The organism is Streptomyces sp. NPDC101225, assembly GCF_044767585.1.
Classification (GTDB): domain Bacteria; phylum Actinomycetota; class Actinomycetes; order Streptomycetales; family Streptomycetaceae; genus Streptomyces.
Genome location: NZ_JBIWOE010000006.1, coordinates 109,530 through 124,423, shown reverse-complemented (window position 1 = coordinate 124,423; position 14,894 = coordinate 109,530). Strand labels below are relative to the sequence as shown.

Sequence of the window (14,894 nt, the reverse complement as noted above, 5' to 3'; positions counted from 1 at the left end):
GACACCACACGATCGCCCACGGCGGGAAGCGGCTCAGCCACCCACGGCGGAACGCCAGACCGTCGCCCACGGCGGGAAGCCGCGCCCGCCCGCGACGGCCCGCGGCGCACTCGCCCGCCGCGGGAGGCCGCTCAGTCGGCGATGGCCGTGGCGCGCGTGCGCTTCTCCCAGGCAGCGATCTCGGTGCGCACCTGGTCGAGCTTGCCGAGGACCGCCTCGACGCCGTCCTCACCGAGCGGCAGGTGCAGCGGCGTCTCCTCGGCGTCCAGGGCGGCGACGACCAGCGCCGCCGCCTTCGCGGGGTCGCCGCCCTGGGTGCCGTCGCCGCCGGCGACGGCGGCACGGGTCCGGCTGACGCCCGCGTACACACCGCTGTCCGCGCTGACCCCCGCACGGCTGCTGTCGAACAACGCCGTCCGGAAGGACCCCGGCTCCACGATCAGCACCTTGATGCCGAACTCCCGCACCTCGTCGGCGAGCCCCTCCGACAGCCCCTCCAGCGCGAACTTGGTACCGCTGTACGCCGAGAACCCCGCGAAGGACATCTGCCCGCCCATGCTGCTCATCTGCACGATCGCGCCGGAGCGCCGCTCGCGCATGTGCGGCAGCACCGCGCGCGTGAGGGCCGCGGGCCCGAAGACGTGCACGTCGAACAGGTCGCGCAACTCGGCGTCGGTGGTCTCCTCGAAGGCACCGACATGGGTGCGGCCCGCGTTGTTGACCAGTACGTCGATCCGTCCGTGCCGCGCGACGACGTCCCGCACGGCCGGTCCGGCGGCACCGACGTCGGCGACGTCCAGCCGCAGCGCCTCCACCTGGTCGGGGTGGGCGGCCACGAGGTCGGCCAGCCCCTCGGGCCGCCGGGCGGCACCCACCACGACGTCGCCCGCGGCGACGGCCGCCTCCGCGACGGCCCGCCCGAGTCCGCTGCTCGCACCGGTGATCAGCCACACCTTGTTCATGACACCCAGCCTCCGTAGGGAGCGCCCGGAGCAGCTCTCCGCGGCTGTCCTCGTCGCTCGTGCACCAGGCTGCTCCCGTGGACCCCCGCCCGTCCAAGACCTACCGTGACAACCGATGGTTATGACGACGGACGTCCATGTGCGGGACCTGCGGTACTTCGTCACGGTCGCCGAGGAGCTGCACTTCACCCGCGCGGCCGAGCGGCTGTACGTCTCGCAGCCCGCGCTGAGCAAGCAGATCCGCTCGCTGGAGCGGCAGTTGGGCGTCGAACTGCTGCGCCGCGACCGGCACCGCGTGGCCCTCACCGCGGCCGGGACGGCGCTGCTGCCGCACGCCCGGCGGGTGCTGGACGCCTGGGCCCGGGGCGCGTCGGCGATGGAGGAGGCGCGGGCCGCGCTGCGCAGCACCCTGGTGGTGGGCATGAGCACCAGCCCCGGCCGCGGCGGGCTGCTGCCCGCGATCCGCTCCCGTTTCTCGGCCGCGCACCCCGGGGCCGCGGTCCGGCTGCGCCAGGTGAGCTGGGAGGACCCGACCGCGGGCCTGGCGGACGGCGACGCCGACGTGGCCTTCGTCTGGCTGCCCCTGCCGGACCAGGAGCGCTTCGCCTGGACGGTGGTCGCCGAGGAGCCCCGCCATGTCGCGCTGCCGGAGTCCCACCCGCTCGCCGGCCGCCCCGCGATCGACTTCGCGGAACTGGCCGACGAGCCCTTCCTCGCCCTGCCCGAGGCGACGGGTCCACTGCGGGACCACTTCCTCGCCCTCGACGAGCGCGGCGGCCGCCCGCCCCGCATCGGCGCGGAGATCGCGAGCACGGAGGAGACGTACGAGGCGCTGGTCGCGGGCCTCGGCGTATGCCTGGTGGCCGCGGGCAACGTCCCGCTGCTCACCCTGGGCGGCGTGGTGACACGGCCGGTCCGCGGGATCGCCCCCAGCCGGTACGCCCTGGCCTGGCGGAAGCAGGACCGCAGACCCCTGGTACGGGCCTACGCGGAGGCGTGCCGGCGGGTGGCGGAAGGGGAAACCGGACGGTGAGCCGACGGCCCCTCACCGAGGAACTCCCGGGCGCCACGGAGCCTGGTGGTCAGATGGCAGGCGGCGGCCGCGGGAGCACGGGGAAAGGCGAAGGGTCCGACCCCGGAGCGTCGGACCCTCTCTGACCTGCACGTCTGCCGGATCGGCGACGGGGCAGGGCCGGCCGCTACACGTTGAAGCGGAACTCCACCACGTCCCCGTCCTGCATCACGTAGTCCTTGCCCTCCATGCGCGCCTTGCCCTTCGCGCGGGCCTCGGCGACCGAGCCGGTCTCCACCAGGTCGTGGAAGGAGATGACCTCCGCCTTGATGAAGCCCTTCTGGAAGTCGGTGTGGATGACACCGGCGGCCTCGGGAGCGGTGGCGCCCTTCTTGATCGTCCAGGCGCGGGACTCCTTGGGGCCGGCCGTGAGGTAGGTCTGCAGGCCGAGGGTGTTGAAGCCCACGTGCGCGAGGGTGGCGAGGCCCGGCTCGTCCTGGCCGACGGACTGGAGCAGTTCGAGCGCCTCGTCCTCGTCGAGCTCGGCGAGGTCGGCCTCCAGCTTGGCGTTCAGGAAGATGGCCTCGGCGGGGGCGACCAGGGCGCGCTGCTCGTTCTTGAAGTCCTCGTCGACCAGCTCGTCCTCGTCGACGTTGAAGACGTAGAGGAAGGGCTTGGTGGTGAGCAGGTGCAGGTCATGCAGGAGCTCCTCGTCGCCGGAGCCCTGGACGATGCCCGCCGAGAAGAGGGTGTCGCCCTTCTCCAGGATCGCCTTGGCCTCCTCGACCGCCTTGACCTTCGGCGCGATGTCCTTCTTGATCCGCGACTCCTTCTGGAGCCGGGGCAGGACCTTCTCGACGGTCTGCAGGTCGGCGAGGATCAGCTCGGTGTTGATCGTCTCGATGTCGTCCTTCGGCGAGACCTTGCCGTCGACGTGGACGACGTTCTCGTCCTTGAAGGCGCGGATGACCTGGCAGATCGCGTCGGACTCACGGATGTTCGCGAGGAACTTGTTGCCCAGGCCCTCGCCCTCGGAGGCGCCGCGCACGATGCCGGCGATGTCGACGAAGTCGACCGTCGCCGGGAGGATCCGCTGCGAGGCGAAGATTTCGGCCAACTTGGCGAGCCGGGCGTCGGGAACGCCGACCACGCCCACGTTGGGCTCGATCGTGGCGAACGGGTAGTTGGCCGCGAGCACGTCGTTCTTGGTCAGGGCGTTGAAAAGGGTCGACTTGCCGACATTCGGCAGACCGACGATTCCGATCGTGAGCGACACGTTGCGACTTCCCGTACGTGAGAGACATCAGGGGGACTGGGGCTGCGGGCCCGGTCCTTCTTCGGTGCGGGGGCGGGCCGATCCACCAGTCTACGGCGTGCCGTCACCCGCCCCGGCGCCCCGTCGAACGCATGGCCAAGCTCTTCCCATCGGCGTGTCTGAGGGGCGATTCGGCACATAAGCCGACCTAAGTTGGTCCGGTGGAGCAACACAGGACGCCACCCCCGCGCAACGGAACGCGACGCGGCAGGCCCCCGCTGCCCCCACAGGCGAAGCGCGGCGGCAGCGGCGGCGCGGCCGACGGCACCGGCGAGGGCGGGCGGCCCGCCGCGCAGCGCTCCCCGGCCACCCGTCCCGCGCAGCGCCCGGCGGGCGCCCGGCAGCCCGCGGGGCCACCGGCCGAGGCCGTACGGCGGATGCGGCGGATGCGGCGGATGCCCGATCCGCGGCTGACCGGACTCGGCGGCGGCCTGTTCTGCGGGACGCTGATGTTCGTACTGGGCTGTCTCGACCGGCTGCTGCTCGGGGGCTCGCCGACGGTCTACGGCGTGCTGTTCCTGCCCGTCTGCCTGCTGACCGCGCTCTGGGTGCGCAAGGGCGACCTGGCCTCCCCGCCCGTCGTCGTGCCGATCGCCTTCGCGGTGGGCCTGCTGCCCGTGGCGGACGGCGGCGGAGGGCTGTCCGGCCGGCTGATGGGACTGGTGACGGCGCTGGCGACCCAGGCCCTGTGGCTGTACGCGGGGACGTTCGTCGCGGGCGCGGTCGCGACCGTACGGAAGGTCGCCCTGATGCGCGGGCGCGCCGACCGGCGCCGCCCGCCCGCGCACTGAGGACGGGGTCCCGGGACCGCTGCGGGAGCGACGCCTGCCCTCGGGGCGGACGACACCACTTTCACAGCACGCCCCAGGGGGTGTCAGGCACCCCCTAGCTCTCCGCCGCCCGCATCGCCGCCCCCACGATGCCCGCGTTGTTCTGCAGCTGGGCCGGGACGATCTCGGCCTTGATGCCCTCGATGAGGGGCAGGAACTTGTGGGACTTACGGCTGACGCCGCCGCCGACGACGATCAGTTCGGGCGAGAAGAGCATCTCGACGTGGGCGAGGTACTTCTGCACGCGGCGCGCCCAGTGCTCCCACGTCAGCTCGCCGTCCTCCTTGGCCTTGCTGGAGGCGCGCTTCTCCGCGTCGTGGCCGCCCAGTTCGAGATGGCCCAGCTCGGTGTTGGGCACGAGCCTGCCGTCGATGAACAGGGCGCTGCCGATGCCGGTGCCGAAGGTCAGCAGGATGACCGTGCCCGCGCGGTCCCGGCCCGCGCCGAAGTGCATCTCGGCGACGCCCGCGGCGTCCGCGTCGTTGACGACCGTCACCGGCAGGCCGCCGAGGCGCTCGGTGAACAGGGCGCGCGCGTCGGTGTCCACCCAGGACTTGTCGACGTTGGCGGCCGTGCGGACCGTGGAGCCCGCGGTGACCACACCGGGGAAGGTGAGGCCGACCGGGCCCTGCCAGTCGAAGTGCCGGACCACCTCCCGCACGCCGTCCGCCACGCTGTCGGGCGTCGACGGATGCGGGGTGAGCACCTTGCAGCGCTCCTCCGCCAGGTCGCCCTTGTCCAGGTCCACCGGGGCGCCTTTGATCCCGGACCCGCCGATGTCCACACCGAAGATCTGCATGGCCATACGTTACGACGGAGGACGGAACGTCACTCCTGCGAGCCGCCGGTTCGCTCCGCGATCAGCGACGCCGCCTCCTCGCGCAGGTCGCGGCGCAGCTCCTTGGGCAGCGAGAAGGTGATGGACTCCTCGGCCGCCTTGACGATCTCCACGTCCTCGAAGCCGCGCCCGGACAGGTACTCCAGGACCTGCTCGACGAGGATCTCCGGGACGGAGGCGCCGGAGGTGACGCCGACCGTGGAGACGCCCTCCAGCCAGGACGCGTCGATCTCGTCGGCGAAGTCCACCAGGTACGCCTCGCGGGCGCCGGCGAGCTTGGCGACCTCGACGAGGCGCTTGGAGTTGGAGGAGTTGCGGGAGCCGACGACGATCACCAGCTCGGCCTCGGCGCCCATCTGCTTGACCGCGAGCTGACGGTTCTGCGTGGCGTAGCAGATGTCGTCGCTGGGCGGGGAGATCAGCTGCGGGAACTTCTCCTTGAGCGCGTCGACGGTCTCCATCGTCTCGTCGACGGAGAGCGTGGTCTGGGAGAGCCAGACGACCTTGGAGGGGTCGCGGACCTCGACCTTGGCGACGTCCCCGGGGCCGTCGACCAGCATGATGTGGTCGGGGGCCTCGCCGGAGGTGCCGATGACCTCCTCGTGGCCCTCGTGCCCGATCAGGAGGATGTCGTAGTCCTCCTTGGCGAAGCGGACGGCTTCCTTGTGGACCTTGGTGACCAGGGGGCAGGTCGCGTCGATGGTGGCGAGGCGGCCGCGCTCGGCCTCCTCGTGGACGACCGGGGCGACGCCGTGCGCGGAGAACATCACGATGTTGCCCTCCGGGACCTCCTCGGTCCGCTCGACGAAGATCGCGCCCTTCTTCTCCAGGGTCTGCACGACGTACTTGTTGTGGACGATCTCGTGCCGGACGTAGACCGGGGCCCCGTACTGCTCCAGGGCTTTCTCGACGGCGATCACGGCGCGGTCCACACCCGCGCAGTAGCCCCGGGGGGCGGCGAGCAGGACACGGCGGCCAGACGAAGCAGTCATACCTCCATCGTAGGGCCACGTTCGGGGGGTCGAAGATCGCCTCCTCGGGGAGACCGGCCGTGGTGTGGGAGAGGTGGGGAAGGACACGACGGACGAGGCACCTGCGGAGGCACCATGTCCAGGACCGGCACGGCGGCGCGGACCACCGACGAGGAGCATGACCTGCGGCGCAGCCTCGGCCTGCGGGATCTGGTGGTCTACGGGCTGCTGTTCATCGCCCCCATGGCGCCCGTCGGCGTGTTCGGCGCCCTGGACGCGACGTCGCACGGGGCCGTCGCGCTGGTGTACGTCGTCGCCACGGTCGCGATGGCGTTCACCGCGTTCAGCTACGCGCAGATGGTGCGCGTGGTCCCCCGGGCGGGGTCGGTGTACGCCTACGCGCGCGTGGGGCTCGGCAGGGCGGCGGGGTTCGTGGCGGGCTGGATGGCGCTGCTGGACTACCTGCTGATCCCGGCGGTCGCCTATCTCTTCTCCGGTATCGCGATGAACGCCCTGGTGCCGGAGGTCTCGCGCTGGGTGTGGACGGCGCTCGCCGTCGTCGTCACCACGGCGCTGAACCTGTGGGGTGTGCGGGCCGCGGCCCGCGCCGGCTTCCTGGTGCTGGCCATGGAGGTCGTGGTGCTGCTGGTGTTCGTCGCGTCGGCGCTGGTGGTGCTGGGGCAGGACGGCCCGGTACGGGGCTGGTGGTCCCCGCTGGCCGGGGACGGCACGCAGGGGGCGTTCGCGCTGTCCGCGGTGATCGGCGCGGTCTCCGTGGCCGTGCTCTCGTACCTGGGCTTCGACGCGATCGCCACCTTCGTGGAGGAGGTCGGCGAGGAGGGGCGCGCGGCTCGGCGGAAGGGTGGTGGCGGGGAACGGGCGGGCGGGCCGGAGAAGGTGGCGCGGGCCCTGCTGTTCTGCCTCGCGCTCGCGGGCGTGCTGTTCATCGCGCAGACGTACCTGGTGGCGCTGCTGGAGCCGACGACGTCGGCGCGGCTGGCCGCCGCTCCCGGGAAGCAGGGGTCCGCGTTCTACGACGCCGTGGACATCTCGGTCGGGACGTGGCTGCACGACCTGGTGGCGGTGAGCAAGGCGATCGGGGCGGCGTTCGCGGCGCTGGCCGGGCAGGCGGCGGCCGGGCGGCTGCTGTTCGCCATGGGGCGGGACCGGAGGCTGCCGCGGGTGCTGGCCAGGACGGACGCCGGGCTGCCGCGGGTGGCGCTGCTGTGCGCGGCCGTGATCACGCTGGTCGCGGCGGTGTGGGCGGCCCGCCGGGACGACGGGATGGACCGCCTGGTGTCCGTGGTCGACATCGGCGCGCTGACGGCGTTCACGCTGCTGCACGCGAGCGTGGTGGGCTGGTTCGCGGTGCGCCGGGCCGGGGGCGCGGTGAGCTGGTGGCGGCACGTGGTGATCCCGGTGCTGGGCGCGGTGATCACGGTCGCCGTGATCGTGGAAGCCTCGTGGACGGCCCAGGTCGTGGGCACGATCTGGCTGGCCGCCGGACTCGTGACACTGCTCGCCCGGCGCCTCCGCCACCACGCCCCACCCGCCGCACCGACCCCCTGACACCCACCCACGCCCCCCCACGCCACGGACGAGCCGGCGACACCACCCGAGAGCGGCCCAGGTCACGCGAACGATCCAGCCGACCACCGCATCGATGACGCCGCCACCCAGGCACGGGCACCGCACCCTGCCGCCCACCACCGGGCGGGCGGGCCGGTGGCGGGCCGTGTTGTCGGTCGGGGCCGTTACGCTCGCGGCATGGCTCTCAACACGTCCGCGGACGTCCCCCTGCCCGTCGGCGAGGTCTCGCGGCTCATCGGAGGGTGGATCGACCGGCTGGGGGCCGTCTGGGTGGAGGGGCAGATCACCCAGCTGTCGCGGCGGCCCGGCGCCGGCGTCGTCTTCCTCACGCTGCGGGACCCCTCGCACGACATCTCCATCGGCGTCACCTGCTACCGCCAGGTGTTCGACGCCGTCGCCGACGCCGTCAGCGAGGGCGCGCGGGTCGTCGTCCACGCGAAGCCGGAGTGGTACGCGCCCCGCGGCCAGCTCTCCCTGCGCGCCGCGGAGATAAGGCCCGTCGGCATCGGTGAACTCCTCGCCCGGCTGGAGCGGCTGAAGAAGTCCCTGGCCGCCGAGGGACTGTTCGCGCCCGGGCGGAAGAAGCCCCTGCCCTTCCTGCCCCAGCTCATCGGGCTGGTCTGCGGCCGCGCCTCGGCCGCCGAGCGCGACGTCCTGGAGAACGCCCGGCACCGCTGGCCCGCCGTCCGCTTCGAAGTGCGCAACGTCGCCGTGCAGGGCGTGCACGCCGTCCCCCAGGTGGTCCAGGCGGTGAAGGAGCTCGACGCGCTCGGCGGGGTGGACGTGATCATCGTCGCGCGCGGCGGCGGCAGCGTGGAGGATCTGCTGCCCTTCTCCGACGAGCAGCTGGTGCGCGCCGTGGCCGAGTGCCGCACCCCGGTCGTCTCGGCGATCGGTCACGAGCCCGACAACCCCCTGCTGGACCACGTCGCCGACCTGCGCGCCTCCACCCCGACCGACGCCGCCAAGAAGGTCGTACCGGACGTGGGCGAGGAGCACGAGCGCGTACGGCTGCTGCGGGACCGGGCCCGGCGGTGCGTGCAGGCGCTCGTCGAGCGGGAGGAGCGCGGGCTCGCCCACGCGCTCGCGCGCCCCTCGATGGAGGACCCGCACCGGATGGTCGACGAGCGGGCCGACCACATCGCCTCGCTGACCGACCGCTCACGGCGCACGCTGGGGCATCTCCTGGACCGCGCCGGCTCCGAGCTGACGCACACGCACGCGCGCGTGGTGGCCCTCTCCCCCGCCGCCACCCTCAAGCGCGGGTACGCCGTGCTGCAGAAGGAGGACGGTCATGTGGTCCGCGACCCCGCCGAGGTCACGGCGGAGGAGACGCTGCGGGCGCGGGTCGCCGAGGGTGATTTCTCCGTACGAGTCGACGCATAGGGTGGGCCGATGACCAGCAAGGTGGCGGAAGAGGCGCTCGGCTACGAGCAGGCGCGGGACGAGCTGATCGAGGTCGTACGGCGGCTGGAGGCGGGCGGTACGACGCTCGAGGAGTCCCTCGCGCTCTGGGAGCGGGGCGAGGAGCTGGCGAAGGTGTGCCGGCGCTGGCTGGACGGCGCGCGGGCCCGCCTCGACGCGGCGCTGGCCGAGGAGGAAGAGGACGGGGAGGAGGGCGGCGAGTAGCCGTCCCGGCGGTGGTCTGCTGTGAAGCGGATCACTACGCCCCGTTTTTCGTTGAACCTTGAACTTCATTGTCGTACGGTCGTGCCTGTCAGCTTAACCGGACCGTGGTCCGGTTGGGAACCGGACACCCTTACCGAGGAAGTTCAGCCATGTCTCTCGCTCTTGACGCCGCCGCCCAGGACCTGCTGTTCCGCGAGGCCCGCACCGCGAACACCTTCACCGACGAGCCGGTGACCGACGCGCAGGTGCAGGCGATCTACGACCTGGTCAAGTACGGCCCGACCTCCATGAACCAGTCCCCGCTGCGGGTCACCCTGGTCCGCTCCGCCGAGGCCCGCGAGCGCCTGGTGCGGCACATGGCCGAGGGCAACCAGAAGAAGACCGCCACCGCCCCGCTGGTCGCGATCCTCTCCGCGGACAACGAGTTCCACGAGGAGCTGCCGGCGCTCTTCCCGCACTTCCCGCAGGCCAAGGACGCCTTCTTCGGCGACCGTGTGGTCCGCGAGGGCAGCGCCTCCCTGAACGCCGCGCTGCAGGCCGCCTACTTCATCATCGGCGTCCGTGCCGCCGGTCTCGCCGCCGGCCCGATGACCGGTCTCGACTTCGAGGGCGTCCGCAAGGAGTTCCTGGACGACGACCACACCCCGCTGATGGTGGTCAACATCGGCAAGCCGGGCGAGGACGCCTGGTTCCCGCGCTCCCCCCGCCTGGAGTACGAGCAGGTCGTCACCACGGTCTGAGCCGTCCCGCACCTGCCGAAGGCCCCCGGCGTCACCGCCGGGGGCCTTCGCTCTGCCGGGTCCGCCCGGCTACGCCTTCGCCATCTTCAGCGCCTCGGCCATCCGCGTCAGCTGCTCGAAGGAGCCGGTGCCCGCGACCACCGTCGTCGAGCCCTTGCCCGGGAGCACGAGGGCGTCGTAGCGGCCGCCGGTGTAGCGCGTCCAGGTCCGGCCGTCGATCCGCTGCGTGGTCTTCGTCGCCCGCGCGCCCTGGCTGGCCTCGTCGATGAACTGCGCCGGCTTCTGAGTCGACTGCTCGATCTGCACGTACTGGTCGTCGGGGGTGGCGAAGCCCAGATGCCAGGAGTCGAAGTCGTCCCCCCGGAAGCGCACCGAGGTCGCCTTCCAGGTCCCGGGCAGTCCCTCGGGGGCGGCGACCGGGTAGGTCGCGGCGCGGCGAGCCGTGAGGAGCTCGACGCGGTAGTCGACCGGCTTGGTGTCCGGTCGCGAGTCGTCGTGCGGGATGAAGACGTAGATGACTGCCGCCGCGATCCCGATGACGGCCAGGGAGAGAACCATGTCCCGGACCGTCTTCTGCTTGCCGTTCGAACCTGCCACGCCCCCTATCGTCGCAGGTGCCCGGTCCGCTCATCCGTGGGGTCCCCTGCTCATTTTGTCGGACTGAGGATAGAGTCGGTGGTCGAACCCTCATCCGGCCGTCGTCGTATCAGAAAGGTGCGCCTCGATGACCGAGCATCATCACTTGCCGTCCGAACTCGAAGTACCGCGCGAAGCCCCCGACAGGAACCTCGCCCTGGAGCTCGTCCGGGTGACCGAAGCGGCCGCGATGGCCGCGGGCCGCTGGGTCGGGCGCGGCGACAAGAACGGCGCCGACGGTGCCGCGGTGCGCGCCATGCGGAGCCTGGTCTCCACCGTGTCGATGAACGGCGTGGTGGTGATCGGCGAGGGCGAGAAGGACGAGGCCCCGATGCTCTTCAACGGAGAGCAGATCGGTGACGGGACCGGGCCCGAGTGCGACATCGCCGTCGACCCGATCGACGGCACCACGCTGACCGCCAAGGGCATGCCGAACGCCATCGCGGTGCTCGCCGCCGCCGACCGCGGCTCGATGTTCGACCCGTCCGCCGTGTTCTACATGGACAAGCTGGTCACCGGGCCCGAGGCGGCCGACTTCGTCGACATCGACGCCCCGGTGTCGGTGAACATCCGGCGGGTCGCCAAGGCCAAGCGCTCCACGCCCGAGGACGTCACCGTCGTCATCCTCGACCGGCCCCGGCACGAGGGCATCATCAAGGAGATCCGGGAGGCCGGCGCGCGGATCAAGCTGATCTCCGACGGCGACGTGGCCGGCTCGATCTACGCGATGCGCGAGGGCACCGGCGTCGACATGCTGCTCGGCATCGGCGGCACGCCCGAGGGGATCATCTCGGCCTGTGCGGTGAAGTGCCTGGGCGGGACCATCCAGGGCAAGCTGTGGCCGAAGGACGACGAGGAGCGGGCGCGGGCCGTCGACGCGGGCCACGACCTGGACCGGGTGCTGATGACCGACGACCTCGTCTCCGGCGAGAACGTCTTCTTCGTCGCCACGGGCATCACCGACGGCGAGCTGCTGCGCGGTGTGCGGTACCGCTCGGAGACCGCGACGACCGACTCGATCGTGATGCGGTCGAAGTCGGGGACGGTGCGCAGGATCGATTCCGAGCACCGGCTGAGCAAACTGCGGGCCTACAGCGCGATCGATTTCGACCGCGCCAAATAGGCCGGAAACCGTTCACCGAATCCGTTCGGCGGACAACGAGAAACGGGGCGCCCCCTGGTGCGGAAGGGGGCGCCCTTTCTGTTGCCTCTCGCGGCTATCCGGCCTGCGCTATGCGCGCCGGCGGGACGGCCTTCTTGAGTTCCATCTCGCGGCGGCGGCGCCGGGCCAGGACCACACGGCGCTCGGCGGCGGTGAGACCGCCCCAGACGCCGTAGGGCTCAGGTTGCAGGAGCGCGTGCTCGCGGCACTCGACCATCACGGGGCAGCGGGCGCAGACGCGCTTGGCCGCCTCCTCGCGCGAGAGCCGGGCGGCGGTGGGTTCTTTCGAGGGGGCGAAGAACAGGCCTGCCTCGTCGCGCCGGCACACCGCTTCGGTGTGCCACGGAGCGTCTTGGTCCCTGTCCCGCACTGGCACCCGCCGGGCCGGAACAGCAGCTACCTGCAGGGACGAATGCGGCGGTTGCAGCACGGTCTACTCCTGACGACGGCTTCGCGAGCGAGAGACGATGCAGCAAGGCCTACCCGCTGTACGCGTGCCTATGCACTGAGTTCCGAACCGCTGGATTTCGGGTGGTTGTGAGGTTCGCCGCGCTCCGGCCGGGGGTGGACCAATCGCCTTCCGGCGCGACCGGATTAGCAAACGTCAACGATCCAGGTGTTTGCGCACATTCTTGTCGACCTTGCGCTGAACCCGGTCCAGGATGTCCGCGACGAGCCTGCCGCGCTTGGGCCGCGCCTCGACGTTGCCGAGGACGGCCCACCCGTCGACGTAGACGACCGGGGCGTCCGGTTCGGCCGAGTCGAGGGTGTCCACCTCGAAGTTGCCGAGCACGCCGCCGCCGGTGCCGCGCAGCGACACGTTCTCCGGGACGCGGATCTCGACGTTGCCGAAGACCGAGACCGTCTTGATCACGACCTGCTGGTACTCGAAGAGCGCCTTGCTGAGGTCGATCTCCACGCTGCCGAAGACCGCGTACGCGTGGATACGGCGTCCGGCGCGCCAGCGGCCCTTGCGGACGGCGCTGCTGAACACCGCCACGACATTGTCGTCCGGGTCGGCCGGGATCGCCCCCGCGGAGGGGCGGTTGGGGGCCGCCGCGAAGGAGGGGGCCGCGCGGCGCCGGTGGGCGGCCGGCAGGTCCCGGATGAAGACCTCCAGCTCGCCGACCGTCTTGGCGGCGAGCACGCCCTCCACCCGCTCCGCGTGCTCCTCGGCGGTCAGCCGGCCCTCCGCGAGGGCGTCCCGCAGGATGTCGGCGATGCGGTCGCGGTCGGCGTCCGAGGCGCGCAGGTCGGCCGGCGCGGGTTCGGGTGCGGGTTCGGCACGCTGGTGAAGGTCCTGCTTCTGAAGGTCCACGGCAGCAGCGTACCGAAACGCGATAGATCGCGACTACCCCCAACTGAGGACAACCTCACAAGCCCGCCGACGCAGGCAGGTTCTACGCTGGTGAGCGCCCGCCAGTGTCGGCGGGCCGCCGTCTGCCGAGTGAGGAATGGGCGAAGATGCCTGAGTTCGCGTACACCGATCTGCTCCCCATGGGAGAGGACACCACCCCCTACCGGCTGGTGACCTCCGAAGGTGTCTCCACCTTCGAGGCCGACGGGCGGACCTTCCTCAGGGTGGAGCCGGAGGCGCTGCGCAAGCTCGCCGCGGAGGCCGTCCACGACATCCAGCACTACCTGCGGCCGGCCCACCTGGCGCAGCTGCGCCGCATCGTCGACGACCCCGAGGCGTCGGGCAACGACAAGTTCGTGGCCCTCGACCTGCTGAAGAACGCGAACATCGCGGCGGCGGGCGTGCTGCCCATGTGCCAGGACACCGGCACGGCGATCGTGATGGGCAAGCGCGGCCAGAACGTCCTCACCCGGGGCGGCGACGAGGAGGCCCTGAGCCGGGGCATCTACGACGCCTACCACAACCTCAACCTGCGCTACTCGCAGATGGCTCCGCTCACCATGTGGGAGGAGAAGAACACCGGCTCGAACCTGCCGGCCCAGATCGAGCTGTACGCCACCGACGGCGGCGCCTACAAGTTCCTGTTCATGGCCAAGGGCGGCGGCTCGGCCAACAAGTCCTTCCTGTACCAGGAGACGAAGGCCGTCCTGAACGAGTCCTCCATGATGACGTTCCTGGAGGAGAAGATCCGTTCGCTCGGCACGGCCGCGTGCCCGCCGTACCACCTGGCGATCGTCGTCGGCGGCACGTCCGCCGAGTACGCGCTGAAGACCGCCAAGTACGCCTCCGCGCACTACCTGGACGAGATCCCGGCGGAGGGCTCCGAGCTCGGCCACGGCTTCCGGGACAAGGACCTGGAGCAGAAGGTCTTCGAGCTGACGCAGAGGATCGGCATCGGCGCGCAGTTCGGCGGCAAGTACTTCTGCCACGACGTGCGCGTGGTGCGGCTGCCGCGGCACGGCGCCTCCTGCCCGGTGGCCATCGCGGTGTCCTGCTCCGCCGACCGCCAGGCCGTCGCGAAGATCACCGCCGAGGGCGTCTTCCTGGAGCAGCTGGAGACGGACCCGGCGCGGTTCCTGCCGGAGACGACGGACGAGCATCTGGAGCAGGACGGCGACGTCGTCAGGATCGATCTCAACCAGCCGATGGACGCCATCCTCGCCGAGCTGACCAAGTACCCGGTCAAGACCCGGCTCTCGCTCAGCGGCCCGCTGGTCGTGGCCCGCGACATCGCGCACGCCAAGATCAAGGAGCGGCTGGACGCGGGCGAGGAGATGCCGCAGTACCTCAAGGACCACCCGGTCTACTACGCGGGTCCCGCGAAGACCCCCGAGGGATACGCGTCCGGTTCCTTCGGTCCCACCACGGCCGGCCGTATGGACTCCTACGTCGAGCAGTTCCAGGCCGCGGGCGGCTCCAAGGTCATGCTGGCCAAGGGCAACCGCTCCCAGCAGGTCACCGACGCCTGCGACGCGCACGGCGGCTTCTACCTCGGCTCCATCGGCGGCCCGGCCGCCCGCCTCGCCCAGGACTGCATCAAGAAGGTCGAGGTCGTCGAGTACGAGGAGCTCGGCATGGAGGCCGTCTGGCGGATCCAGGTCGAGGACTTCCCCGCGTTCATCGTGGTCGACGACAAGGGGAACGACTTCTTCCAGGACCCGGCGCCGCAGCCGACGTTCACGAGCATTCCGGTGCGCGGGCCCGGGCTCGCGTGATGCCGCCGGGCCCCGCGCCGGTCCCCCGACCGGTGCGGGGCCCGCAGCGGGGCCCCGGAACATACGGAGCCCGCCGG

At 71.6% G+C, this 14,894-nt stretch carries 15 protein-coding genes; 8 read left to right on the top strand and 7 right to left on the bottom strand.

Translation table 11 applies throughout. From position 1 onward, the window contains the following. Positions 1–131 precede the first annotated feature (131 nt). Entirely contained in the window at positions 132–962 is an 831-nt protein-coding gene (locus tag ACIRPX_RS11145) for an oxidoreductase (RefSeq protein WP_404191548.1), read from the bottom strand. A gap of 115 nt (positions 963–1,077) precedes the next feature. Between ACIRPX_RS11145 and ACIRPX_RS11140 the strand changes: the two genes are divergently transcribed. Then, positions 1,078–1,995 carry a LysR family transcriptional regulator gene (locus tag ACIRPX_RS11140; protein WP_404191545.1) on the top strand — a complete coding sequence of 306 codons (918 nt, stop codon included), beginning with the start codon at positions 1,078–1,080 and terminating at the stop codon, positions 1,993–1,995. Positions 1,996–2,161: 166 nt separating this feature from the next. Here the strand turns inward: ACIRPX_RS11140 and ychF are convergent, their stop codons facing one another. After that, the gene (ychF, locus tag ACIRPX_RS11135; protein WP_404191542.1) at positions 2,162–3,250 is read right to left on the bottom strand and encodes a redox-regulated ATPase YchF; all 1,089 of its coding nucleotides are present in this window, start codon (positions 3,248–3,250) and stop codon (positions 2,162–2,164) included. Positions 3,251–3,450: 200 nt separating this feature from the next. Between ychF and ACIRPX_RS11130 the strand changes: the two genes are divergently transcribed. Next, entirely contained in the window at positions 3,451–4,080 is a 630-nt protein-coding gene (locus ACIRPX_RS11130) for a DUF6542 domain-containing protein (RefSeq protein ID WP_404191539.1), read from the top strand. A gap of 94 nt (positions 4,081–4,174) precedes the next feature. Here ACIRPX_RS11130 and ppgK read toward each other — a convergent pair whose 3' ends face one another. After that, complete coding sequence (ppgK, locus tag ACIRPX_RS11125) at positions 4,175–4,918, bottom strand: polyphosphate--glucose phosphotransferase (RefSeq protein WP_404191536.1); 744 nt, start codon at positions 4,916–4,918, stop codon at positions 4,175–4,177. 29 nt (positions 4,919–4,947) lie between these two features. Beyond that, entirely contained in the window at positions 4,948–5,949 is a 1,002-nt protein-coding gene (locus tag ACIRPX_RS11120) for a 4-hydroxy-3-methylbut-2-enyl diphosphate reductase (RefSeq protein ID WP_404191533.1), read from the bottom strand. Positions 5,950–6,063: 114 nt separating this feature from the next. Here ACIRPX_RS11120 and ACIRPX_RS11115 point away from each other — a divergent pair, with 114 nt between their 5' ends. The 4 genes from ACIRPX_RS11115 to ACIRPX_RS11100 all read left to right on the top strand — a co-directional run bounded on the left by ACIRPX_RS11115 (position 6,064) and on the right by ACIRPX_RS11100 (position 9,887). Further along, positions 6,064–7,497 (top strand): APC family permease, encoded by a 1,434-nt coding sequence (locus ACIRPX_RS11115; RefSeq protein ID WP_404191529.1) that lies wholly within the window; start codon positions 6,064–6,066, stop codon positions 7,495–7,497. A 198-nt stretch (positions 7,498–7,695) separates the two neighbouring features. After that, the gene (gene xseA, locus ACIRPX_RS11110; RefSeq protein ID WP_404191527.1) at positions 7,696–8,904 is read left to right on the top strand and encodes an exodeoxyribonuclease VII large subunit; all 1,209 of its coding nucleotides are present in this window, start codon (positions 7,696–7,698) and stop codon (positions 8,902–8,904) included. A gap of 9 nt (positions 8,905–8,913) precedes the next feature. Further along, positions 8,914–9,147, top strand: a complete 234-nt coding sequence (locus ACIRPX_RS11105; protein ID WP_404191524.1) for an exodeoxyribonuclease VII small subunit — start codon at positions 8,914–8,916, stop codon at positions 9,145–9,147. 149 nt (positions 9,148–9,296) lie between these two features. Next, a complete protein-coding gene (locus tag ACIRPX_RS11100; protein ID WP_404191521.1) occupies positions 9,297–9,887 on the top strand; it encodes a malonic semialdehyde reductase in 591 nt (196 codons plus the stop codon). 69 nt (positions 9,888–9,956) lie between these two features. On the opposite strand, the gene ACIRPX_RS11095 is transcribed toward ACIRPX_RS11100, so the two are convergent. After that, entirely contained in the window at positions 9,957–10,484 is a 528-nt protein-coding gene (locus ACIRPX_RS11095; RefSeq protein WP_404191518.1) for a DUF4245 domain-containing protein, read from the bottom strand. Between the two features lie 127 nt (positions 10,485–10,611). On the opposite strand from ACIRPX_RS11095, the gene glpX reads away from it, so the two are divergent. Then, a complete protein-coding gene (glpX, locus tag ACIRPX_RS11090) occupies positions 10,612–11,646 on the top strand; it encodes a class II fructose-bisphosphatase (protein ID WP_404191515.1) in 1,035 nt (344 codons plus the stop codon). Positions 11,647–11,740: 94 nt separating this feature from the next. On the opposite strand, the gene ACIRPX_RS11085 is transcribed toward glpX, so the two are convergent. Further along, on the bottom strand, positions 11,741–12,115 hold the full coding sequence (locus tag ACIRPX_RS11085) for a WhiB family transcriptional regulator (protein ID WP_404191512.1): 375 nt from the start codon (positions 12,113–12,115) through the stop codon (positions 11,741–11,743). Positions 12,116–12,289: 174 nt separating this feature from the next. Continuing rightward, positions 12,290–13,003: a DUF1707 domain-containing protein gene (locus ACIRPX_RS11080; RefSeq protein ID WP_404191509.1), complete on the bottom strand. Its 714-nt coding sequence runs from the start codon at positions 13,001–13,003 to the stop codon at positions 12,290–12,292. Between the two features lie 146 nt (positions 13,004–13,149). Here ACIRPX_RS11080 and ACIRPX_RS11075 point away from each other — a divergent pair, with 146 nt between their 5' ends. Then, the gene (locus ACIRPX_RS11075) at positions 13,150–14,817 is read left to right on the top strand and encodes a fumarate hydratase (RefSeq protein ID WP_404191506.1); all 1,668 of its coding nucleotides are present in this window, start codon (positions 13,150–13,152) and stop codon (positions 14,815–14,817) included. Positions 14,818–14,894: the final 77 nt, after the last annotated feature.

Bases quoted from the DNA above. Each gene is read 5' to 3' on its own strand.
- ACIRPX_RS11075 (WP_404191506.1), top strand. From the start codon at position 13,150: ATGCCTGAGTTCGCGTACACCGATCTGCTCCCCATGGGAGAGGACACC.
- glpX (WP_404191515.1), top strand. From the start codon at position 10,612: ATGACCGAGCATCATCACTTGCCGTCCGAACTCGAAGTACCGCGCGAA.
- ppgK (WP_404191536.1), bottom strand. From the start codon at position 4,918: ATGCAGATCTTCGGTGTGGACATCGGCGGGTCCGGGATCAAAGGCGCC.
- ACIRPX_RS11105 (WP_404191524.1), top strand. From the start codon at position 8,914: ATGACCAGCAAGGTGGCGGAAGAGGCGCTCGGCTACGAGCAGGCGCGG.
- ACIRPX_RS11115 (WP_404191529.1), top strand. From the start codon at position 6,064: ATGTCCAGGACCGGCACGGCGGCGCGGACCACCGACGAGGAGCATGAC.
- xseA (WP_404191527.1), top strand. From the start codon at position 7,696: ATGGCTCTCAACACGTCCGCGGACGTCCCCCTGCCCGTCGGCGAGGTC.
- ACIRPX_RS11120 (WP_404191533.1), bottom strand. From the start codon at position 5,949: ATGACTGCTTCGTCTGGCCGCCGTGTCCTGCTCGCCGCCCCCCGGGGC.
- ACIRPX_RS11100 (WP_404191521.1), top strand. From the start codon at position 9,297: ATGTCTCTCGCTCTTGACGCCGCCGCCCAGGACCTGCTGTTCCGCGAG.
- ACIRPX_RS11145 (WP_404191548.1), bottom strand. From the start codon at position 962: ATGAACAAGGTGTGGCTGATCACCGGTGCGAGCAGCGGACTCGGGCGG.
- ACIRPX_RS11140 (WP_404191545.1), top strand. From the start codon at position 1,078: ATGGTTATGACGACGGACGTCCATGTGCGGGACCTGCGGTACTTCGTC.